The 19,463-nt window shown below is 68.4% G+C and carries 18 protein-coding genes and 2 tRNA genes; 11 read left to right on the top strand and 9 right to left on the bottom strand.

Features of this window, described 5'->3' with window-relative positions; all coding sequences use genetic code 11:
• Window positions 1-14 precede the first annotated feature (14 nt).
• Window positions 15-3,641, bottom strand: coding sequence for a hypothetical protein (locus tag KIT89_RS05635; RefSeq protein WP_297603648.1), 3,627 nt, complete (start codon window positions 3,639-3,641; stop codon window positions 15-17).
• Window positions 3,642-3,759: 118 nt separating this feature from the next.
• On the opposite strand from KIT89_RS05635, the gene KIT89_RS05630 reads away from it, so the two are divergent.
• Entirely contained in the window at window positions 3,760-4,281 is a 522-nt protein-coding gene (locus KIT89_RS05630) for a sigma factor-like helix-turn-helix DNA-binding protein (RefSeq protein WP_297603647.1), read from the top strand.
• Between the two features lie 7 nt (window positions 4,282-4,288).
• Complete coding sequence (locus KIT89_RS05625; RefSeq protein WP_297603646.1) at window positions 4,289-5,734, top strand: hypothetical protein; 1,446 nt, start codon at window positions 4,289-4,291, stop codon at window positions 5,732-5,734.
• A gap of 54 nt (window positions 5,735-5,788) precedes the next feature.
• Here the strand turns inward: KIT89_RS05625 and KIT89_RS05620 are convergent, their stop codons facing one another.
• The 4 genes from KIT89_RS05620 to KIT89_RS05605 form a co-directional block, all read right to left on the bottom strand.
• A complete protein-coding gene (locus KIT89_RS05620) occupies window positions 5,789-7,048 on the bottom strand; it encodes an NAD(P)/FAD-dependent oxidoreductase (RefSeq protein WP_297603645.1) in 1,260 nt (419 codons plus the stop codon).
• A gap of 21 nt (window positions 7,049-7,069) precedes the next feature.
• The gene (locus tag KIT89_RS05615) at window positions 7,070-7,630 is read right to left on the bottom strand and encodes an OsmC family protein (protein ID WP_297603644.1); all 561 of its coding nucleotides are present in this window, start codon (window positions 7,628-7,630) and stop codon (window positions 7,070-7,072) included.
• A gap of 142 nt (window positions 7,631-7,772) precedes the next feature.
• Window positions 7,773-8,750, bottom strand: a complete 978-nt coding sequence (locus KIT89_RS05610; RefSeq protein WP_297603643.1) for an NAD-dependent epimerase/dehydratase family protein — start codon at window positions 8,748-8,750, stop codon at window positions 7,773-7,775.
• Between the two features lie 70 nt (window positions 8,751-8,820).
• A tRNA-Gly gene (locus tag KIT89_RS05605) sits at window positions 8,821-8,894 on the bottom strand.
• A gap of 151 nt (window positions 8,895-9,045) precedes the next feature.
• On the opposite strand from KIT89_RS05605, the gene KIT89_RS05600 reads away from it, so the two are divergent.
• From KIT89_RS05600 to KIT89_RS05575, 6 genes are all read left to right on the top strand, one after another.
• A tRNA-Pro gene (locus KIT89_RS05600) sits at window positions 9,046-9,122 on the top strand.
• Between the two features lie 46 nt (window positions 9,123-9,168).
• Window positions 9,169-10,518: a trigger factor gene (tig, locus tag KIT89_RS05595; RefSeq protein WP_297603642.1), complete on the top strand. Its 1,350-nt coding sequence runs from the start codon at window positions 9,169-9,171 to the stop codon at window positions 10,516-10,518.
• A 195-nt stretch (window positions 10,519-10,713) separates the two neighbouring features.
• The gene (locus tag KIT89_RS05590) at window positions 10,714-11,280 is read left to right on the top strand and encodes a hypothetical protein (RefSeq protein WP_297603641.1); all 567 of its coding nucleotides are present in this window, start codon (window positions 10,714-10,716) and stop codon (window positions 11,278-11,280) included.
• A gap of 99 nt (window positions 11,281-11,379) precedes the next feature.
• The gene (locus KIT89_RS05585) at window positions 11,380-11,955 is read left to right on the top strand and encodes a hypothetical protein (RefSeq protein ID WP_297603640.1); all 576 of its coding nucleotides are present in this window, start codon (window positions 11,380-11,382) and stop codon (window positions 11,953-11,955) included.
• A gap of 123 nt (window positions 11,956-12,078) precedes the next feature.
• The gene (locus KIT89_RS05580) at window positions 12,079-12,669 is read left to right on the top strand and encodes an ATP-dependent Clp protease proteolytic subunit (protein ID WP_297603639.1); all 591 of its coding nucleotides are present in this window, start codon (window positions 12,079-12,081) and stop codon (window positions 12,667-12,669) included.
• 27 nt (window positions 12,670-12,696) lie between these two features.
• Entirely contained in the window at window positions 12,697-13,359 is a 663-nt protein-coding gene (locus tag KIT89_RS05575) for an ATP-dependent Clp protease proteolytic subunit (RefSeq protein ID WP_297603638.1), read from the top strand.
• Between the two features lie 124 nt (window positions 13,360-13,483).
• Here the strand turns inward: KIT89_RS05575 and KIT89_RS05570 are convergent, their stop codons facing one another.
• The 3 genes from KIT89_RS05570 to KIT89_RS05560 form a co-directional block, all read right to left on the bottom strand.
• Window positions 13,484-14,161, bottom strand: a complete 678-nt coding sequence (locus KIT89_RS05570; protein ID WP_297603637.1) for a copper resistance CopC family protein — start codon at window positions 14,159-14,161, stop codon at window positions 13,484-13,486.
• A 16-nt stretch (window positions 14,162-14,177) separates the two neighbouring features.
• Window positions 14,178-14,852, bottom strand: coding sequence for a YcnI family protein (locus KIT89_RS05565; protein WP_297603636.1), 675 nt, complete (start codon window positions 14,850-14,852; stop codon window positions 14,178-14,180).
• Window positions 14,853-14,970: 118 nt separating this feature from the next.
• Window positions 14,971-15,585 (bottom strand): hypothetical protein, encoded by a 615-nt coding sequence (locus KIT89_RS05560; protein WP_297603635.1) that lies wholly within the window; start codon window positions 15,583-15,585, stop codon window positions 14,971-14,973.
• Between the two features lie 138 nt (window positions 15,586-15,723).
• Here KIT89_RS05560 and clpX point away from each other — a divergent pair, with 138 nt between their 5' ends.
• Genes clpX through KIT89_RS05545 form a run of 3 tightly spaced genes read left to right on the top strand, consistent with a single transcriptional unit; the run spans window position 15,724 to window position 18,653 of the window.
• Window positions 15,724-17,004, top strand: a complete 1,281-nt coding sequence (clpX, locus tag KIT89_RS05555; RefSeq protein ID WP_297603634.1) for an ATP-dependent Clp protease ATP-binding subunit ClpX — start codon at window positions 15,724-15,726, stop codon at window positions 17,002-17,004.
• 17 nt (window positions 17,005-17,021) lie between these two features.
• Window positions 17,022-18,110 carry a DUF87 domain-containing protein gene (locus KIT89_RS05550; protein ID WP_297603633.1) on the top strand — a complete coding sequence of 363 codons (1,089 nt, stop codon included), beginning with the start codon at window positions 17,022-17,024 and terminating at the stop codon, window positions 18,108-18,110.
• 18 nt (window positions 18,111-18,128) lie between these two features.
• Window positions 18,129-18,653, top strand: a complete 525-nt coding sequence (locus KIT89_RS05545) for a pyridoxamine 5'-phosphate oxidase family protein (RefSeq protein ID WP_297603632.1) — start codon at window positions 18,129-18,131, stop codon at window positions 18,651-18,653.
• On the opposite strand, the gene KIT89_RS05540 is transcribed toward KIT89_RS05545, so the two are convergent.
• Window positions 18,650-19,435 (bottom strand): hypothetical protein, encoded by a 786-nt coding sequence (locus KIT89_RS05540; protein ID WP_297603631.1) that lies wholly within the window; start codon window positions 19,433-19,435, stop codon window positions 18,650-18,652. The genes KIT89_RS05545 and KIT89_RS05540 overlap by 4 nt on opposite strands.
• Window positions 19,436-19,463: the final 28 nt, after the last annotated feature.

Below are 19,463 nucleotides of genomic sequence, written 5' to 3'. Positions count from 1 at the left end.
ACTCGAGAGCCAGCTCAGCGCAAGTGCGAGATGCGCTCTGCCATATCTCGCACGTTCTGCAGCCGTCGCTCATAGCGTGCGGCGAGCGCGACGACGAGCACGCCGGCGAGACCGAGCCAGAGCCACCACTCGACGGCGCGCCCCACTTGTTCGAGCAGCGGCCAGCTCTGCACGAGCAGGTGGACGAGCAGCACGGTGCCGCCGAGCACGAACGGCGCTTGCAGCCGGAGCCTCACCGCGAGCACGAAGACGACGGCGGCGGTGACACCGAGTGCGACGGCGCGCCAGAGCGGCTCGCCGGCGCCGTCGATGGCGAAGAGCGAAGGTGCGAGCAACGCGATGACGCCGGGGGCGAGCCACGGCCAGCTGCGAGCGGCCGCGTCCTCACTCAACTTCATGGCGCCGATCGCGATGAGCGCGAGCGCGAGGGGCACGCTCACGAGCTCCACAGGGTCGACCAGTTGTGCAAGGCCGAGCAGGCCGGCGCTCAGCGCGGCCACTCCGGCGGTGGCCGCGACGGCGATGTGACGCAGGCGGCCTGCGGCGAGCATCCATGAGGCGACGGCCACGAGGCTCGGAACCGCGACGATGAGGCACGCGCGCACGAGGTCGACTCCCGTGACGGCCGCACCCACGGCGAGCAGGTCGATGGTGTGGGCGAGGGCGAGCACGCCGAGCGACACGAGCCCAGCACTCACGAGGGCTGCGGTCATGAACGGCAGTCGCGCGTCGATGCGCTTCGCGCCGAGGTGCGGCACGAGTGCGAGCACGGCAGCGGCGAGTGCGACGACACCGCCGCGCACGAACGACCCGTCTGGCCCCGTGACGACGGGGCTCGCGAGCGCCGTCGGCAGCAGCGCGACCAGCAGGGCTCCCGCCGTCAAGGGTGCTGCCGTGCGGTCGCTGGCATCGCGAGCGCGCCGAGTGACGACCGCGTTCACTGCCGCGATGAGCAGCACGGCCCCCGCGAGGGGCAGGGCGTACGGTTCGGGGTCGTCTGCCCCTGCATCGGCCAACTGCACCCAGAGCGCGGTGGTCGCGAGGGCGAGGGCGATCCAGCCGATGAAGCGTCGAGGTGAGCGCGAGCCGAACAGGCCGTCTCGACTGATCGCCGTGACGAGCGCCAGCAGAGCGAGCGCGAGCAGCGCGGCCCAGTGCAGGTTCGACGAGGCTGATGAGGCCGCTGCGTCGGCCGCGATGAGCGCAGCGAGCACGGCGGCGACGATGTCGGCCGTGACGCGGTCGAATCGTGAACTGCCCGAGTTCGCGGCCACCGGTATCAGGCCGAGGGCCGTCACGACGATGAGGGCGCCCACAGCGATCACCCCGACCCAGACCGGGTCGAGACCGAGCGGTGCAACGGCAGCCAGGGCTGCGGTAGCGACGACGAGCGGCAGCACCGCGCGGGCGACCGTGCGTTCGAGCGCTGTGCGGCGCACGACCACGATGGCGAGCGCGAGTGTGAGCGCGGCGAGGGCAATTACTTCGTCGACACGCTCAGTGCTCGACGCACCCGGCAGAGTGGCGAGCGCAACGCTCAGCGTGACGACGAGCCCGACGCTGAGCGCAACGGCACCCGCGACGATGCGCTCGACGGCGGCCAGTGCGCCGGCCTGACTCAGCACGATGATGAGCGCGGCGGCGAGCAGCAGGGCGGCACCCGCTCCGATCTCCGGCAGCCCGAGCGCAGTGGCGTCGCTCGCGAGGCGAGGAACGCTGCCCAGCAGCAGTGCTGCGGCGAGCCCCACCGAGGCCGCTCGCAGGGGCACGATCGGGGTTGCGGGTCGGGCGATGCCGATCGTCAGGAGAGCGATGATGAGGCCGATGATCCAGCCTCGCGGCACGGCCCAGCCGATGAGGAAGGCACCGAAGGCTGAACCCGAAGCCAGTGGAATGGCGAGGGACAGCAGGGCGCGGCGCACCTCGGCCGACGTCGCGCGAGTCGCCCGATGCAGGCCGATCGCCGCGCCGACCGCAAAGACTGCGTAGGTGAGCATGACGAGCCACCACGGCCCCAGCACGGGCACGATCGCGACGACGAGAATCGCACCGATCAGGGTGAGCACGCGGGCGCGACGCACGAGCGCACCGAGGCTGGCCCAACTGGCCGCCGCAAGGCCGAGGCACAGGGCCAGCGCGCCGAGCGCTGCGCCGGTCGACCCATCAGCGCTCGAGACCGCACTGTCGATCGACAGCGGCGTGTCGCCGAGTGCCCGCGTCGACGCCTCGGCGAACGCCGACATGCCGGCGAGCGCAGTGCGGCCCCCCGCGATCGCGGAGAGCACTGCGGCGACCACCGTCGCGCCCGAGAACGCCGAGCGCCACGGCGAGTCGGCCGCGAGCCGACGCCACCCTTGCTCGGCGGCAAGTGCGACGACGACCGCCGCGATGACGGGTGCACTGACGATGACGCGCTCGTCATCGAAGCGCAGCGCTGACAGCACCGCTCCTGACACGGCGGCGAAGGCGGCGCCGCCTCCGAGGCTCACGAGCAGCACGGTGTCGATGGCGCGGCGGGGGCTCGCCAGCTCGCGAGCCGTCGTCACGAGGTGCAGCCCCGCGACGGCGGCGATGGCGACTCCGCCGATGAGGGGAGCCCAGCGGTTCGGCTCGTCGAGCGGCACGATGCTCACGAGAGCGGTCGCCGCCGCGAGGGCTCCGAGCGACTGGGCTGTCACGCGAGCGGCGAGGCGAGTGGCGGGGTGTGCGGGTCGAGCGAGCATCCACGACAGGGCGGCCGTCGCGAACGCGGCGAGGCTGGCAGCGGTGAGCGCGATTCCGGTCGCCGGCAGTGCTTCGCCGACGAGATGGCCCGTGATGAGCCCGACCGAGACGGGCAGCAGCGCCGCGGCCACCACGACGGGGGTGGCGAGCCGGTTGGTGAACGACCAGAGTACGCAGATCGCGGCCACCACGAGCAGCGCGACGCCCCAGTAGAGCGCTTCGTCGACGCGGCCGAGACCATCGGGGTCGTTGAGCCGCACCGCCCACGACACGAGTGCGAGCATGACCGTGCCGAGCACGGCGACGCCCTCGCCGGTGGCGTCGAGCCCGCGGCGCTTGAGCATGCCGGCGGCGACCATCGTCGCGAGCGTGCCCGCCGAGATGATCGTCATGCGCACGAGCGAGCCGTAGGTGACGAAGGCATAGACGAGCCCGAATACGGCGAACACCGAGAGCAAGCTGATGCCGACGACGACGAGGCCGATCTGGATGCCCGAGCGACGCTTCTTCGCCGGCACAGCGGTCGCGACAGGAGCCTCGACGCCGAGCGGCGCGGCGGCGGGCACAGCGGCTGGGGCTGCGACGACCGGCGCCGGTGGGGCCGCGGCGGGTGCGGTCGACTGCGGCGCTGACACGGCCGCGGCCGCGGTCTCACGACGAATGCGCCCGATGATGTCGAGTCGAGCATCCAGCGCATCGGCGGCAGCCGCCGACGCCTTCGCGAGTTCGGCAGAAGCGGGGTGCCGCAAGTCGAGCCCGCACGCGCGGCAGACGGTGGCCGTCAGCGGCACCATGCAGGCCGGGCAGGTCGTGGTCGACCGCAGTTCGACATCAGAACGCGGAAAGACCACGCGACCCGCCCACGCGCGGTCAGAGGCGGTGCTGCCAGAAGGCGGCTGGGGTGGCGTCGCAGTCATGCCGCACACGCTATCGGCAGTGCGCGCCCCAGGTCACGCACTCTCGGTGAGACTGTGCAGTGCTGTGCCCGAAAACGTTGGGGTGCACTTTTCGCGACGTGCTCGCCAGACTGGGCACATGCCTGTGTCACCTGACGACTTCGCCGCCGTCTACACCCAGCACCTCGGCGCGGTCAGCCGCTATCTCGCACGTCGCGTCGACCGAGACGACGTCGACGATCTGGCCGCAGACGTCTTCGCCATCGCCTGGCGCAAACGCGGTTCGGTGAGCGCCGGCGAAGAGCTGCCGTGGCTCTATCGCATCGCCTCATATCTCGTCGCCAACCACCGGCGGCGGCTCGCCGCGAAGGCCTCGATGCTCGGGCTGCTCTCGGTGCCAGACTCGGCGCCGTCTGCCGAATCGCTCGTCACCGCCGACGCCGAGTTGGCGCGCGCGTGGTCGACGCTCGCCCCGAATGACCGCGAGGTGCTCGCACTCGTCGTGATCGATGATCTGGCAGTGAGTGATGCCGCCGTGGCTCTCGGTATCAGTGCCAATGCGGTGAGCATCCGGTTGCACCGTGCCAAGAAGGCGCTCGCCGCGGCGCTCGCCGAAAATTCTCACGACGAGGCTGAAAGATCAGGAACCTCGCCGACATAAACAGGGTATGAACGAACACAGCACACCCTCTGACGACGTCACCGCGGCCGACCTCGATGCGCGCCTTCGGCGCTCGGCCGGCTCTGAGTCGTCTGCCCCGCAGCTCTCACCCGAGCTCGTCACGGCGGCCCCGGGCCGCCGGGCGCCCCGCCTGATCAACCACGGCCGTGCCACGCGCGCGGCGAGCGTGTCGATGGCCGCCGTTGCAGCTGTCGCCGTCGGCTCGCTCGTCATCGCGAACCCATTCGCACCTCGAGACCCGCTGTTCACGGCGGCGGGTGGCGCGGCACCGTCGATGGAGATGTCGTCGCTCGCAGACGAGGCGCGCATCGCGCTGTGGGTCAACTACGTCTACGAAGCCGGCCCCGGGCTGTCTGACGACGCCGGCCGCGGCAAGGTGTTCCAGGTGCAGCGGGTCGGTTCGCCCGAGCAGGTGCTGCGCGAGGTGGCCGGAGCCCTCGGCGTCTCGGGCGATGTCGAGCAGAGCGACTACTTCGACCCTGCATACCCGACCTACGTCGTCGGGCCCGAAGACGGCACCGCCCCCTCGGTGACGGTGACCTGGACGGGAACCGGCAGCTGGTGGTTCAACAACCCCGGCGCGTACCCCGAGCCCGTGTGCGAGACGGTCGCCTACGAAGACGAGAACGGCGAAGTCTTCGAGTACGACGAGTGCGTGCAGCCCCCCATTGCGCCTGAAGACTCCCGTGCACCGAGCGAAGCCGACGCTCGCTCGCTCGCGGTGGGCATCTTCGCAGCGACGGGTCTCGACGTCGAGGCACGCGACGTTCGCGTCATCGCCGACGAGTGGCAGACCACGGCCACCGCCAACCTCACGGTCGACGGCACCGCCACGGCCATCGAGTATGCGGTGGCATGGTCGCCGACCGGTGACATCGTGTGGGCCACCGGGCACTCGATCGAGGTCGTCGAGCGCGGCGAGTTCGACACCGTGTCGCCCGCCGCTGCCCTCGAACGCCTCAGCGACTGGCGCTGGTTCGGTGCCGCTGGCCCCGACTATCAGGGCGGCATGCAGATTCTTGCGGCCGAATCAGGGCTCGCTCGGGATGCTGGTGCCGGCCTTGGCTCGCCCGACGACTCGGTGTCGTCTGAGGGCGAGAAGCCGGGCGAGAGCGAGCCTGCCGAGACCGAACCCGCCGAGCCGACCGACCCCGACGGGGCTGGCGAGCCGGGCTCTGAGCCTGAGCCGACGATCGAGCCCGAGCCGATGCCCGAACCGATCATCGAGCCCGAGACGGTGACCGTCACGGTCGACTCGGCCGAGGCGACGCTGCTGCTCATGTGGGACTCAGAGGGCAACGCCTGGCTCGTGCCCGGCTACGCCATGCAGCACCCCGACGGCTGGTTCAACACCATCGTCTCTCTCATCGAGGGAATCATCGAACTGCCGGCGCCCTTCGACGGCGAGATCATGCCGTATCTCGAAGACTGAGCACCGGTTCACCACGATGCCCCCGCGGGTTGGGCCGCGGGGGCATCGTTCTGACTAGGCGACGAGTCGTCGTGGCACGGAGTCGAGGTGCTCGGCGAGGTGCTCCGAGAGCTCGGCGGTGTCGGCCGCGGCTCCGTCGATGTAGGTCGAACGGCGGCGGCGCAGCAGGCTGGCGCCGAGCAGGTAGAGGCCGGGGGAGTCGACCACTCCGCCGTCGTGTTTGATGCGGCCCTTGTGGTCGAGCACGGGCACGTCGAGCCAGTCGTAGCGGGCGCGAAAGCCGGTGGCCCAGATGACCGTCGTGATGCCCTGCTGCTGCAGGTCGAGCATCAGACGGGGGGAGTGCGTCACCTCGGTGGGCGCGAGCCGGTGCGCAGCATCCGCCGTCACGTCGTTCTCGGCCGCCCACGCGTCGAAACGATCGAGCAGTCGCTCGGCCTTGAGGTCGGCGAGCCGCACGGTGTTGGCGAGCCCGCCAGAGAACAGGGCGACGCCGTCGCGAATGCCGCCCAGGCGACCGACGAGTTCGACGCCGAGGGCACTCAGGGCAGCGAGGTCGACGCTGCGGCGCTCACTCGAGCCGACGAGTTGCGGCGACGGAACATGCCGCGCTCGCACGATGTCGTCGACCTGGTCGTAGCGCTCGTCGAGCACGCCTGAGCGATCCATCCACCAGAAAACGTCACGACCGCGGTAGTCGCGCGGCAAACGCACGTGCTCGCCGACGCTCAGCACGACGCGGCGGCCAGCGCGCGCGAGCTCGTCGGCGAGTTGCGCTCCCGTCGCGGCGGCTCCGACCACGAGCACGCCGCCCTCGGGCAGCGCGTTCGGCCCGCGGTACTCGCGCGTCGTCACTTGCGTGACCGTCGCCGGAACCGCGGCGGCGCAGTCGGGCAGCGCCGGTTCGCTGTTGGCGCCGCTTGCGATGACGACGCTCGACGCACGCCACGCGCCCTGATCGGTGCGGATGCTGTACCCGCCATCCCCGTCAGCGCTCACCCGCTCGACCGACGTGCGGGCCTGCACAGGCGCGCCGATCTGCCGGGCGTAGCCGCCCAGCAGTTCGGCGACCTCGACCGCACCGAGGTGACCGTCGGGGTCGTCGCCCTGGTAGCCGCCGCCGGGCAGTCGCGTCTGCCAGTTGGGCGTCAGCAGCCTGAGGCCCGCCCACCGCTCGGCTCGCCACGAGTTGGCGACCTCGCCGCGCTCGAGCACCACATGATCGATCGAGCGCTCGCTCAACCGTCGACTCATGGCGAGGCCGTTGTGACCTGCGCCGATGACGACGACGTCGGTGTGCTGCTCGCTGCTCATGCGGCTGATGCTGTGTCGCGCTTACGCGACCGAGACGGTGACGTTGGTCGGGTTGGTGAGCGCGTCGAACACTGCCGAGCGCTTCTGCGACTGCGCGACGAGCGCGGCGATGTCTTCTTTGCTCGCGTCGGCGTCGATGTCGAACGTGACACGAATGTCGTTGAAGCCGTTGCGCACTTCGGGGTCGCCGCCGAGAATGCCGAGAATGTCGTGGTCGCCCTCGACGACGGCCGTGACCGACTTCAGCTGAATGCCGCGATTCTGCGCGACGGCGGCGACACCGGCGGTCAGGCAGCCCGCGAGCGCGGCCAGCACCGTCTCGACGGGGGTCGGAGCGTGGTCTTCAGACGCGAACACCTCGGGGTGGTCGCCCTCGAGCACGAAAGCCTTCTTGTGCTGCTGCTCTTCACCCAGACCGACGAAGCGGTCGATGGTCTGCTTCGAGTGCGTGCCCCGCACCCACTCAGAGGTGGCGCGCCAGGTGAACTGGGCGGCGGCGGGAGCCTCGCGCAGGGCATCCCGTGCCCCCAGCAAAGCTTCGGTGTTGACGCCGTTGTCGACGGGTGCAGTCGTGGTGCTCATGGTGGTCTCCTTGCAGTCGTGGGCCGCGCGGTCGCACGTGCGCGGCAGGTTGCAGTGACGGTAGCCCCGCTTCGGGGTTGCCGTCGAGCATGGTGACGCTGCGTGACAGAGGGTTACGTCATGTGACGCGTCTGGGTGCGGCTCAGGGCGAGGCGTTGAGCAGCGCGAGCTCGTCGGCGCGGGTGAGACCCGAGCGGCGCTCGCGCTCGAGGCCGCGCTCGAGTTCGTCGGCGAGCACGCGGGCCGCTGTCTCGGCCAGTGGTCGAGTCGCGCCACCCCACGACCGAAAGCGCGCGGTGTCGCGCTGCGCGAAACCGGTCATCTCGGCGGGCAGCCACAGCGGCAGTGACCGCGGGCCGGCCCAGTACTGCACATCGTGCTCGACGAGCCAGTCGGCGTCGGCCGTGCGGCGCTCGCCGTCGAACCCCGCGGCAGTCGCGCACGCGTCGAGCACTTCGGCGAGCAGCACGGGCAACCCGGTGGCGTCGACGGGGCCGGTGCGGGCATCCGTCGCCGCATGCAGCGTGAATGCCGCAAGGTCGACCGCTTCGATGCACTGCACCCAGGCGTCGGCGGTGGGCGGTGCGAGCACCGGTCGCCCATCAACCGCCGCGAGCGCGAACCGGGCAGGCCAGTAGCCGAAGCGGTCGCTCGAGTCTCCGCGCCCGACGATGAGCCCGGGCCGCACGGTGAGCAAGCGCTCGCCGAGGGCGGCAGCACTCAGCGTCTCGGCGTGAGACTTCTGAGTGCCGTAGTCACCGTCGGAGTCGGGTGCGAGCAACGGCTGCAACTCATCGGCGCCCGGTCCGGTGTCGCCGTCGTAGACCGAGATGCTCGACACGAGAGTCCAGTGCGCGGCGCGGTCGGCAAGCACGTCGAGCGTGGTCGACACGACGGGCGGATCCCACGCGAGTTCGATCACGTGATCCCACTCGCGCGCCGCGATCTTCTCGAGCGCCCCGGGCACCGCGCGGTCGGCTTGCACGAAGCGCGTGCCGGGCGCAGCATCCCCGCTCAGCCCGCGCGCCACGCACGTCACGTCGTGCCCGGCGGCGACCCCTTGCGTCGCGATCTCGCGCCCCAGCCACGCCGTTCCGCCCAGAACCAGGATGCTCGCCATCCCTTCATCTCACACGCTCAGGCCGCGCCGACGCGAGCGCGTACGCTCTCGGCGCAGCCAGAAGGCAATATGGAGGGGCCGACGAGAATCGAACTCGCATCATCTGTTTGGAAGACAGAGGCTTTACCACTAAGCTACGGCCCCGCTGCGGGCCCGTGGGCCCGTTCGACTTCTCATGGTAACGCATGGGCACGGCCCCCCGGCGGCAGCACGGCGCGACTCGGCTAGACTTGCCGAGGCCATTTTTCGTAGCGACGCCACGTCGTGACGTTCACGTGGTTCACGGTCACGGTTTCGGGGCGTAGCTCAGCTTGGTAGAGCGCCCGCTTTGGGAGCGGGAGGCCGCAGGTTCAAATCCTGTCGCCCCGACCATCGCCCCTCGCACACGTATTCAGCACATCACTCCAGGAGAAACCCTTTGGTCCAGTCCACGGTCGAGAAGCTCAGCCCGACGCGCGTCAAGATCGCGATCACTGTCACGCCTGACGAGCTCAAGCCGAGCATCCAGCACGCCTACAAGCACATCGCCGAGACGGTGACCATTCCGGGGTTCCGCAAGGGCAAGGTGCCGCCGCCCATCATCGACCAGCGGGTGGGTCGCGCCGAGGTGCTCAACCATGCCGTGAGCGAGGGTCTCGACACCTTCTACCGCGAGGCGATCAAAGACCAGAACCTGCGCGCCCTCGGGCGCCCCTCGGCCGATGTGAAGGAATGGCCGAACGAGAAGGATTTCACCGGCGACCTGCAGGTCGAGGTCGAGGTGGATGTTCGCCCTGAGTTCGAGATTCCGAAGTATGACGGGGTGAAGATCGAGGTCGAGGCCACCGACGTGACCCCCGACGAGGTCGAGGCCGAGCTCGAGAACCTGCGCAGCCGTTTCGGCACGCTCGTCACCGTCGACCGCCCGGCGACGAAGGGCGACTTCGTGCAGCTCGACCTCACCGCCACAGTCGCGGGCAACACCGTCGACACGGCCAGCTCGATCTCGTACGAGCTCGGCTCGGGCGAACTGATCGAGGGCATCGACGACGCCGTCGACACGCTCACCGCCGGAGAGACCACCACGTTCGAGTCGACGCTGCTCGGCGGCGACCACGAGGGCGAGGTCGCGCAGATCGAGGTGACCGTGCTCTCGGTGAAAGAGCGCGAACTGCCCGAGGCCGACGACGACTTCGCCCAGATCGCCAGCCAGTTCGACACGATCGGCGAACTGCGCACTGACCTGCGCGAGCAGCTGCTCAAGCAGAAGTCGTTCGGTCAGGGCGCCGAGGCGCGCGACAAGCTGCTCGCGCACCTGCTCGAGCAGGTCGAGATTCCGGTGCCCGACTCGCTCATCGAGGGCGAGGTGCACCGTCACCTTGAGAACGAGAACCGTCTCGACGACGACGCGCATCGTGCCGAGGTCACCGAGTCGACGGCAACGACGTTTCGCACTCAGCTCTTTCTCGACGCCCTCGCCGAGAAAGAAGAGGTGAAGGTCAGCCAAGACGAGTTGACCCAGTACCTCATTCAGGGCGCCGCGCAGTACGGCATGGAGCCGGGCGAGTTCATCAAGATTCTCGACCAGAACGGCCAGATTCCCGGCATGGTCGGAGAGGTCGCGCGCTCGAAGGCCCTCTCGGTGGCTCTCAGCAAGGCGAAGGTCGTCGACTCGAAGGGCAAGGCTGTCGATCTGACGGCGTTCACGGCTGCCGCGGTGCAGCCGGTCGCCGATGCAGTGGATGCTCACGAGCACGATGGCGACGACCACGAGGGTCACGACCACTAAGAGCGAGCACAGTGTCACAGAGGGCTCGGCGCTGACGCGTCGGGCCCTCTGTCGCACCGGGCCGATGACGCCTGTGCGCCGAGTATGTTCTGCTCATTGCGCACGATGGCAGGGTGCGAGTAGCGTCTCATCGCCGCTCGCGCGGGCGGTCTGCGCGAGCACTGGCACCCCCGTGATCATGAAAGAGGTCAGGCCATGAATCGGTCGATCATCGCGACATCAGCAGTGTCGGTGCTTCTGCTCAGCGGATGCTCTGGGCTGATCGATCTGGCCGTCGATGACGGCGCGCCCACGACGATCAACGCGGCGCAGCTCGCCGCCGCTGCCGAAGGGGTCGTGCTCGACCAGGGCTTCACGGTGCAGATCGACTGCGGCTCTGCCGATGTTCCTCTCACGGTGGGCACGTCGGTCGAGTGCAGCGCTCTTGACCCTGCGACCGGAGACACGGGCGGCTACACGGTGACGATCACGAGTGTGCAGGGTTCTGACTATGAGATCGAGGTCGTCGGGTCTGAGGTTCGAGACCCGAGCGCCGAGGCGGTCTTCGAGCCTGCATCGGCATTCGCTGACCTCACCGCCCAGGCCATCACCGACTCGCTCGGTGAGACGCCCGTGGTCGACTGCGGCACCGAAGACATCGAGCTGTTCGCCGGCAACCAGGTGCTGTGCTCGTACTCGACCTCGACAACGAGCGGATACGTCGTCTCGACCATCACGTCTTTCGATGGCGAGTTCTACGAGATTTCTGTCGTCGAAGAGTAGTCATCGGAGCACCGGCCGATGCACTCGATCGTCGGCGATGACGAGCGCGACAGTCGCGACTACTAGCCAAGCTGGTCGAGCGGCGGGTAGCGTCGGCACATGATGACGCCTCGCTCGGTCGGTTCTCTGTCTCTCGGTGTGGCACTGGCCCTCGCAGTCTCGGGGTGCAGTTTCAGCATCGGTGCGCCGCCGGCGCCCACGACGATTCCGGCAGGTGATGTCGCAGCACTCGCCGAGCAGACGATTCTCGACCAGTTTCAGGCCCAGATTCGACTCGATTGCGGCACCGACCCCGTGCCCTTCGAGGTGGGCACAGTCGTCGACTGCATCGGCAACGAGGTCGGAGTCGACGAGCAGATTCCGGTGCGCATCACGATCGTGCTCATCGACGGCGACTACTACGAGATCGACATCACGAGCGACGGCCCCGCGGCCGACACCTTCGAGAGCGGGTTCGTGGCGAGCGCCGACTTCGAGAGCGTCGTGGCCGCTGCTCTCGAGCAGGTGGTCGGCGAGCGGGGTGTCGTGAACTGCGGCCTCGACGAGGTCGAGGTGTTTCTCGGCGCCGAGTACGTGTGCTCGGTCGTGCTGTCATCAGGCTTCGCCGAGACCTACGTGACGGTCATCGCCTTCGAGGGCTCGACGTACGAGATCACTGCAGAGCTCATCGAGTAGGCCTGCAGCCGGGGCGGCCGTTCTCGGCGCGCTCGCAGGCCTGCTCTGCCCAGGGCGAACACGGCAGTGCGCGTCTCGCGGCTTCGATAGATTCGAACCACGAGACGAACAGGAGTTCTCCCCATGGCCGAACCGGCAATGCCGAACAGCGTTTTCGACAAACTGCTGAAAGACCGCATCATCTGGCTGGGATCAGAAGTGCGTGATGAGAACGCGAACGAGATCGCGGCGAAGCTGCTGCTGCTTGCCGCTGAAGATGCAGAGAAAGACATCTACCTCTACGTCAACTCGCCGGGTGGGTCGGTGACCGCCGGTATGGCCATCTACGACACGATGCAGTTCGTGCCCAATGACATTGTCACGGTTGGCATCGGGATGGCCGCATCGATGGGCCAGCTGCTGCTCACTGCTGGCACGAAGGGCAAGCGCTACATCACGCCCAACGCGCGCGTGCTGCTGCACCAGCCGCACGGCGGCTTCGGCGGCACCTCGAGCGACATTCAGACCCAGGCGCAGCTCATCGTCGACATGAAGAACCGTCTGGCCGAGATCACGGCAGAGCAGACGGGCAAGTCGGTCGAGCAGATTCATGCCGACGGCGACCGCGACCGCTGGTTCACCGCTGAAGAAGCGCTCGCCTACGGCTTCGTCGACCACATCCGCGCTTCGGCGAGCGATGTTGTCGGCGGCGGCGGCACGAACGACAAGAAGTAAGCGGCGAGAGAGACGTTAGGACACCTCATGCAGATTCCCACCTACGGCGCCGTGAACCCCGGCATTCCAGACAGCCGCTACATCCTGCCGAGCTTCGAAGAGCGCACGGCGTACGGCTACAAGCGTCAAGACCCCTACGCGAAGCTGTTCGAAGACCGCATCATCTTTCTCGGGGTGCAGGTCGACGACGCCTCGGCAGACGACGTCATGGCGCAACTGCTCGTGCTCGAGAGCCAAGACCCCGATCGCGACATCGTCATGTACATCAACTCGCCCGGCGGCTCGTTCACGGCGATGACCGCCATCTACGACACGATGCAGTACATCAGGCCGCAGGTGCAGACGGTCGTGCTCGGGCAGGCGGCCTCAGCGGCAGCGGTGCTGCTCGCCGCCGGCGCACCCGGCAAGCGGCTCGCGCTGCCCAACGCTCGCGTGCTCATCCACCAGCCGGCGACCGGTGATGCGGGCCGCGGTCAGGCGAGCGACATCGAGATTCAGGCGAAAGAGATCGCCCGGCTGCGCGAGTGGCTCGAGGTGACGCTCTCGAAGCACTCGAACCGCAGTGTCGAGCAGGTCAACAAAGACATCGACCGCGACAAGATCTTGATCGCGCACGAGGCTCTCGAATACGGCCTCATCGACCAGGTGCTCACGAGCCGCAAGACCGTGCAGGCGGCCATCGCCTCATAGCAATCGCTCTGCGCGATCGTTCTGCGCAATCGCCCCGCCGACGTTGCGGGCGGCAACGCACGAGCCCCGCATCCTGACCCCTACGAGGGCGGTCGGATGCGGGGCTCGCGTCGTGCAGATTCGATCAGCCGTCGGTGCCCTCGGGCCCGTTCGCCTCGTCGGCTCTGCGCCGAGCGCGTGCGCGCAGCACCGCCGCCGTCACCACGCCGGCGATCGCGAGCACCGCGGCCGCGATGCCCATGATCGCGAGTGGAGAGAACTCGTCGACGATGGGCTCGATGGGTTCGGCGTCGACTGTCGTCTCGGGGCTCGGCTCGGGCTGCACTGTCTCAGTCGGTTCGGGTGCCGGAGCGCTCTCGGTCTCACCGCATACCGGAACCTCGTCGAGCCCCACGTGCGGCTCGAAGTCAGCGGGAGCCTGCCAGCTGAACGCGATCTCTCCCGACAGTGTGTGGCCGTCGGCTGAGACGAACTGGTAGGTCAGCAGGTAGTCGCCGGTGTCGCCCAACGCAGCGGGCATCGAGAGCGTGGCGCCGAGCACCGTGACGCAGCTGTCGCCGTAGTAGCGCCCTTCGACATCGGTCACGACCATCGCGAACCCGGCGCCCTGACCGCCCAGGTCGAGCAGGTTCTCGTTGGTGGTGATCATCCACTCGGAGGGAAGCTCTGTGAGCACCTCGTCGTCGGCTGGTGTCGACGAGACGATGTAGTTGTGCGCCGCCGCCGGGGCGGCCGCCATGAGCACGAAGCCCATGGCGACCGCCGCGGTCGTGAGCGCGGGCAGCAGTCGCTGTCGCGTCATGAGGTCACTTCTCCGATCAGGGCTTCGCGGCCGTCGAACGACGGGCAGCAATCGCGAGAGCGATGCCCACGATACCCACGATGACTCCGACGATGCCGAGAACGCGAGCCACCACGTCGCCCTCGTTCGCGGCGGGCGCCGAGGCTTCGCTGTTGTCGGCAGCGTGCTCGGCTTCGTCACTGTGGCTCTCGGCAGTGCCGTCTCCGTGGGCGTCACCCGTGGCCGCCGTCAGCGTCACCGAGGGAACATCGTCGCCCTCCCACACCACTGAGCCCTCGGTGCAGGTCTGCGTCACTGGAAACGCGACGACGTCACCGGCTGCTCCTTCGGGTAGACGCAGCGACAGCGCGAAGGTATCGCGCAGGTCACTGGGCAGGCCGCCCGTCAGAGAGGTGTAGACGACCTGAGTCACTCGCTCGGCGCCCTCGGGCCCGTCGAAGACCTTCTCGACCGACCACGATGCGTTGACCGTCGGGGTGACGTTCGGCACCGACTCGGGAATGTCGATCGTGACGACCTGCGTCGGCGCCGCTTCGCAGCCATGGGGAACCGAGAAGGTCACGACGGTATACGAGCCTGCGCCGGTGCTCGAGGCTGTCGCGGTGACATGGGCGTGGGCGGCGCTCGGCACGGCGAGCGCTAGGACGCCTGCAGTGAGCAGGGCGACCGTGAGGGAAGTTCGTTTTTTCAAGAGTGAGTCCTTTGCTGAGTGTGCGTCGAGGCGCTCCGGTGTGCCGTAGAGGGCATGCCGCAACGAGCGCCGACGACGCCAAAGCTGATAAGAGAGAATGAAGTTTCGGCGGTGTCAGTCAGACAACCGCAGGGGCTGGTGGCCCGCGACGGTCAGGCAAGCGCACCAGGGCGTCGAAACTGTGAGCCGCGTGGTGCCCATGCGCCCGAAGTCTGAGGGGTGGGGGCGCAGGGGGCAGCGTGAGCTCTGGCTCGAGCGCGCGCAGCAGCGCGACACCCAGTGCGGCGACGATGCTGGCGAGCGCAGCGACGGCGTGGCGCAGCATCGCGTAGGCGATCACCGCGGCCCCGAGGTGGCTCACGACCATGGCCGCGGTCGAGGCGGTGGTCGATGCGCCGAGGGTGATCTCGAGCATCCCATGCCCACCATGGTGACCGCCTGCGCTCGCGACCGTGCTGGCACCGCTCGCACCGAAGAAGCTGAAGAGCGCGTGGAAGACGACTTGGTCGAGGGCCACACCGGCGGCCACGCGTGCCCTGGTGAGGCGACGGCCGACCACGATCATGCCGAGCGGCACCGAGACGAGGAGTGCGCCGGCGACCGCGACGATCGAAGGAACACCGCCCCCTGCGATGGCGTGCGCCGATGCCGCGACGAGAGTGGCGACAACGGCCACGAGTGCTGATGCGGCGACCCTGTGACGCCGGATGGCGACAGCTGAAGGGGCAGACATGGCGCCCTCAGCCTACGGTACGAGCCGTGCGCGACACCCGGGCGGTGCGCAGTGCGCCACGAACGTCGCATGACCGGGTTAGGCTCGGTGCAGGGTCAGTGCGATGTAGATGCTGGCTCGTGAGTGAGGGGTGAGGCAATGGCTCGCATCGGAGAAAGCGCCGACCTGCTCAAGTGCTCGTTCTGCGGAAAGAGCCAGAAGCAGGTTCAGCAGCTCATCGCCGGCCCCGGCGTGTACATCTGCGACGAATGCGTCGAGTTGTGCAACGAGATCATCGAAGAACGGCTCGCAGAATCGGGTGAGGCCGAAGTCGCCGAGTTCGACCTGCCGAAGCCGAAAGAGATCTACGCCTTCCTCGAGGAGTACGTCATCGGTCAGGAGGCGGCGAAGAAGTCGCTCTCGGTGGCCGTCTACAACCACTACAAGCGCATTCGTGCTCGAGCGACCATCACCGCGGCCGACCAGCTCGCCGACGATGTCGAGATCGCCAAGAGCAACATTCTGCTCATCGGCCCGACCGGTTGCGGCAAGACCTATCTGGCCCAGACCCTCGCCAAGCGACTCAACGTGCCATTCGCGGTGGCAGACGCGACGGCGCTGACCGAGGCCGGATACGTCGGAGAAGACGTCGAGAACATTCTGCTCAAGCTCATCCAGGCGGCCGACTACGACGTCAAGCGCGCCGAGACGGGCATCATCTACATCGACGAGGTCGACAAGATCGCGCGCAAGGCCGAGAACCCCTCGATCACGCGCGATGTCTCAGGCGAGGGCGTGCAGCAGGCGCTGCTGAAGATTCTTGAAGGAACCGTCGCGAGTGTTCCCCCGCAGGGCGGGCGCAAGCACCCTCATCAAGAGTTCATCCAGATCGACACGACCAACGTGCTCTTCATCGTGGCGGGTGCGTTCGCCGGTCTCGAAGACATCATCAGCCAGCGAGCGGGCAAGCGCGGCATCGGCTTCGGTGCGCCGCTGCACGACAAGGCCAACGAGCTGAACCTCTTCAGCGAGGTGCTGCCCGAAGATCTGCACAAGTTTGGCTTGATTCCCGAATTCATCGGCAGGCTGCCCGTCGTCACGACGGTGAGCCCGCTCGACCGTGACGCGCTCATCGACATTCTCACGACACCGAGAAACGCTCTCGTGCGCCAGTATCAGCGCATGTTCGAGATCGACGGCGTCGAGCTCGAGTTCGAGAAAGACGCACTCGATGCGATCGCCGACCTCGCCGTGCTGCGCCAGACCGGCGCGCGCGGCCTGCGGGCGATCCTCGAAGAGGTGCTCGGGCCGATCATGTTCGAAGTGCCCTCGAACGACGACGTCGAGCGCATCGTCGTCACGCGCGACGCCGTCATCGAGAACGCGGCGCCCACGATCGTGCCTCGACGCGCCGCACAGCGCCGCGAGAAGTCTGCCTAGGGTGAAGCCGCGCCGCGGTGGCTGACGCGCTCTTGCACGTCGGAGAACTCGACGGCACAGATCAACGGGCAACCCTGCGCCCCGAGAGGTTCAACCGTCACACCTTCTGGTGCGGTCAGAGCGGCTCAGGCAAGACCTATGCGCTGGGAGTAGTGCTCGAAGAGCTGCTGCTGAGAACCGAGCTGCCGCTCGTCATCATCGACCCGAACGCCGACTTCGTGCGACTCGGTGAGACGCGGGACGGTGTCGACGCGAATGTCGCCGCAGAGCTCTCGTCGCGCGACATTCGCGTGCTGAGGCCTTCGCACCTGCGCGGGGACCCGCTGCATGCACGCTTCGCGACGATGCTGCCGCAGTCGAAGGCCGCGGTGCTGCGCCTCGACCCGATCATCGACCGCATCGAGTACAACGCCTTCCTGCACCTGAGTGAGACGGGTGCCACCGCAGACACCCGTGCGCTGGTCGCAGAGCTCAGCGACTCCATCGACCCGGGGCAGCGTGGCATCGCCCAGCGCACCGAGAACCTCGGGGTGCTCGACTGGCAGGTCTGGTCGGGGGGCAACCCGCCCGCCAGCGAGATCATCGAGCAGCGCCCCGATGCGACGGTGCTCGACATCGGCGGGTTCGCGCACGCCGAAGAGTCGCTCACGCTCGTGCTCTCAGTGCTCGACGACCTCTGGAGTCGACGTGAAGAGCGCCGACCCGTGCTGCTCGTCATCGATGAGGCGCACAACGTGTGCTCGCCCGACCTCACCGGCACGCTGGCGGTCGCGGTGCGAGAGCGCATCATTCAGATCGCGGCCGAGGGTCGCAAGTACGGTCTGTGGATGCTGCTCTCGACCCAGCGGCCGTCGAAGGTGCACCCGGGAGTGATCTCGCAGTGCGACAACCTGGGTGTCATGAAGATGACGTCACCGACCGACCTCGACGAGTTGGCGTCGGTCTTCGGGTTCGTGCCGCGTGAGCAGTTGGCGCTCGCATCGCAGTTCACGCAGGGGCAGGCGCTGCTCGTCGGGGGATTCTCGAGTGAGAACGGGGTCGTTCGCATGCGGCAGCGCTTCACCCATGAGGGCGGCGCTGATGTTCGGGTGCCGATTCGCACCTGACCGGGCTACCCTGACCGCATGAGCGACACGCTGCGCGACCGGTTGCGGGCGCTGCCCGCGTTCGCCGACACCCTGCCGACCTTCGACCCGACGACGGCCCCCGCACGGGCCGATGAGCTCTTTCTGCAGTGGCTCGACGACGCGATCGCGCGCGGTGTCGCACACCCGCATGTGTGCACGCTGTCGACCGCGGGGCCGACCGGGCACGTGACAGCTCGCACGCTCATTCTGAAAGACCTCGTCGACGGCCAGTGGGTCTTCGCCGGAGCCCGGTCGACCCGCAAGGGCATCGACCTCGCGGCGAACCCGAGCGCAGCGCTCACCTTCTACTGGCCCGAACTGGGGCGGCAGGTGCGTGTCACGGGAGAGGTCGAAGAGCTCGCCAGTGACGTCGCGGCTGCCGATTGGGCCGCACGCCCGGCGGTGACCGAACCGCACAACCCCGACTGGGCCGCCTGGGCACTGCGCCCCACCGAAGTGGAGTTCTGGCAGGCCAGACACGACCGGCAGCACGTGCGCCACTGGTACCGAAGCGCAGGCTAGTCGGCGCGCGCAGGCCACCCGTGGCGGGCGCGCACGGCGTCGACCGCGGCGCCCGGATACTCCGGGCGGTCGCCGAAAAGCTGCTCGACCAGGCCGAGCAGCCGCGGGGCGAGAGTCAGCTCGTCGCTGCGCATCGCCTCGGCGAGGGCGGCCGCGACCTCGGGGTGCGTGCGCTCGACGCGGCGTCGAGGGTCGAGAGAGTCGGCGCGGGCATCCTTCGGTGAGATGACCGCGAGGGCGGTGAGCAGCGCGGTGACCGCGTCGCCCCGCAGCGACGCACTGGCGGCGAGCAGTTCGCCCCGTGCCGCTTTTCCTGCAGCGATGTGTGTGTGGGCGACGACGATGCGCAGAGTGGTGGCGAGATCGGCGTCGGCGTTTCGCGGCGACTGCGCCACTGCGCGAGCCACTGCCTCGGCGACGCCGCCGCGATCGAGCAGCACGTCGTGGTGGTGCACAGACCAGCGGGCCAGCTCGTCGGGTGTGGCCACCCCGAACTCGACGACTCGGCCGTCGTCGAACACGAGCTTGCCGCCGCCGTGCCATTCGACGACGTCGAGCACGAGGTGCTCGGCATCGGGCAGCCATGAGCGCTCTCGGCGCAGTGCGTCTTGGTGCCCGGGCAGGGTGACGATGGCGATGTCGTGATCGCTGTACTCGTCGACGCGTTCGCGCTCGGCCGTCGAGCCCATGGCGACCACGCCGAGCACTCGGGGGTCGGCTGCGAGTCGCTCGACGACAGCGGCCAGGTAGCGCTCGAATCGGTCGAGAACGGTGGGTGGCATCGAGTGCTCCTGTGCAGTCGGGGGATGG

This window comes from Microcella sp. (genome assembly GCF_025808395.1).
In the GTDB taxonomy this organism is placed as follows: Bacteria; Actinomycetota; Actinomycetes; order Actinomycetales; family Microbacteriaceae; genus Microcella.
Note: the sequence above shows the minus strand (reverse complement) of the source record. Positions and strands in the feature narration are given on the sequence as shown.

Bases quoted from the DNA above. Each gene is read 5' to 3' on its own strand.
- KIT89_RS05630 (WP_297603647.1), top strand. From the start codon at position 3,760: ATGCCTGTGTCACCTGACGACTTCGCCGCCGTCTACACCCAGCACCTC.
- KIT89_RS05575 (WP_297603638.1), top strand. From the start codon at position 12,697: ATGCAGATTCCCACCTACGGCGCCGTGAACCCCGGCATTCCAGACAGC.
- KIT89_RS05625 (WP_297603646.1), top strand. From the start codon at position 4,289: ATGAACGAACACAGCACACCCTCTGACGACGTCACCGCGGCCGACCTC.
- KIT89_RS05615 (WP_297603644.1), bottom strand. From the start codon at position 7,630: ATGAGCACCACGACTGCACCCGTCGACAACGGCGTCAACACCGAAGCT.
- KIT89_RS05610 (WP_297603643.1), bottom strand. From the start codon at position 8,750: ATGGCGAGCATCCTGGTTCTGGGCGGAACGGCGTGGCTGGGGCGCGAG.
- KIT89_RS05585 (WP_297603640.1), top strand. From the start codon at position 11,380: ATGATGACGCCTCGCTCGGTCGGTTCTCTGTCTCTCGGTGTGGCACTG.
- KIT89_RS05590 (WP_297603641.1), top strand. From the start codon at position 10,714: ATGAATCGGTCGATCATCGCGACATCAGCAGTGTCGGTGCTTCTGCTC.
- KIT89_RS05635 (WP_297603648.1), bottom strand. From the start codon at position 3,641: ATGACTGCGACGCCACCCCAGCCGCCTTCTGGCAGCACCGCCTCTGAC.
- clpX (WP_297603634.1), top strand. From the start codon at position 15,724: ATGGCTCGCATCGGAGAAAGCGCCGACCTGCTCAAGTGCTCGTTCTGC.
- KIT89_RS05540 (WP_297603631.1), bottom strand. From the start codon at position 19,435: ATGCCACCCACCGTTCTCGACCGATTCGAGCGCTACCTGGCCGCTGTC.
- KIT89_RS05620 (WP_297603645.1), bottom strand. From the start codon at position 7,048: ATGAGCAGCGAGCAGCACACCGACGTCGTCGTCATCGGCGCAGGTCAC.
- KIT89_RS05570 (WP_297603637.1), bottom strand. From the start codon at position 14,161: ATGACGCGACAGCGACTGCTGCCCGCGCTCACGACCGCGGCGGTCGCC.
- KIT89_RS05580 (WP_297603639.1), top strand. From the start codon at position 12,079: ATGGCCGAACCGGCAATGCCGAACAGCGTTTTCGACAAACTGCTGAAA.
- KIT89_RS05545 (WP_297603632.1), top strand. From the start codon at position 18,129: ATGAGCGACACGCTGCGCGACCGGTTGCGGGCGCTGCCCGCGTTCGCC.
- KIT89_RS05560 (WP_297603635.1), bottom strand. From the start codon at position 15,585: ATGTCTGCCCCTTCAGCTGTCGCCATCCGGCGTCACAGGGTCGCCGCA.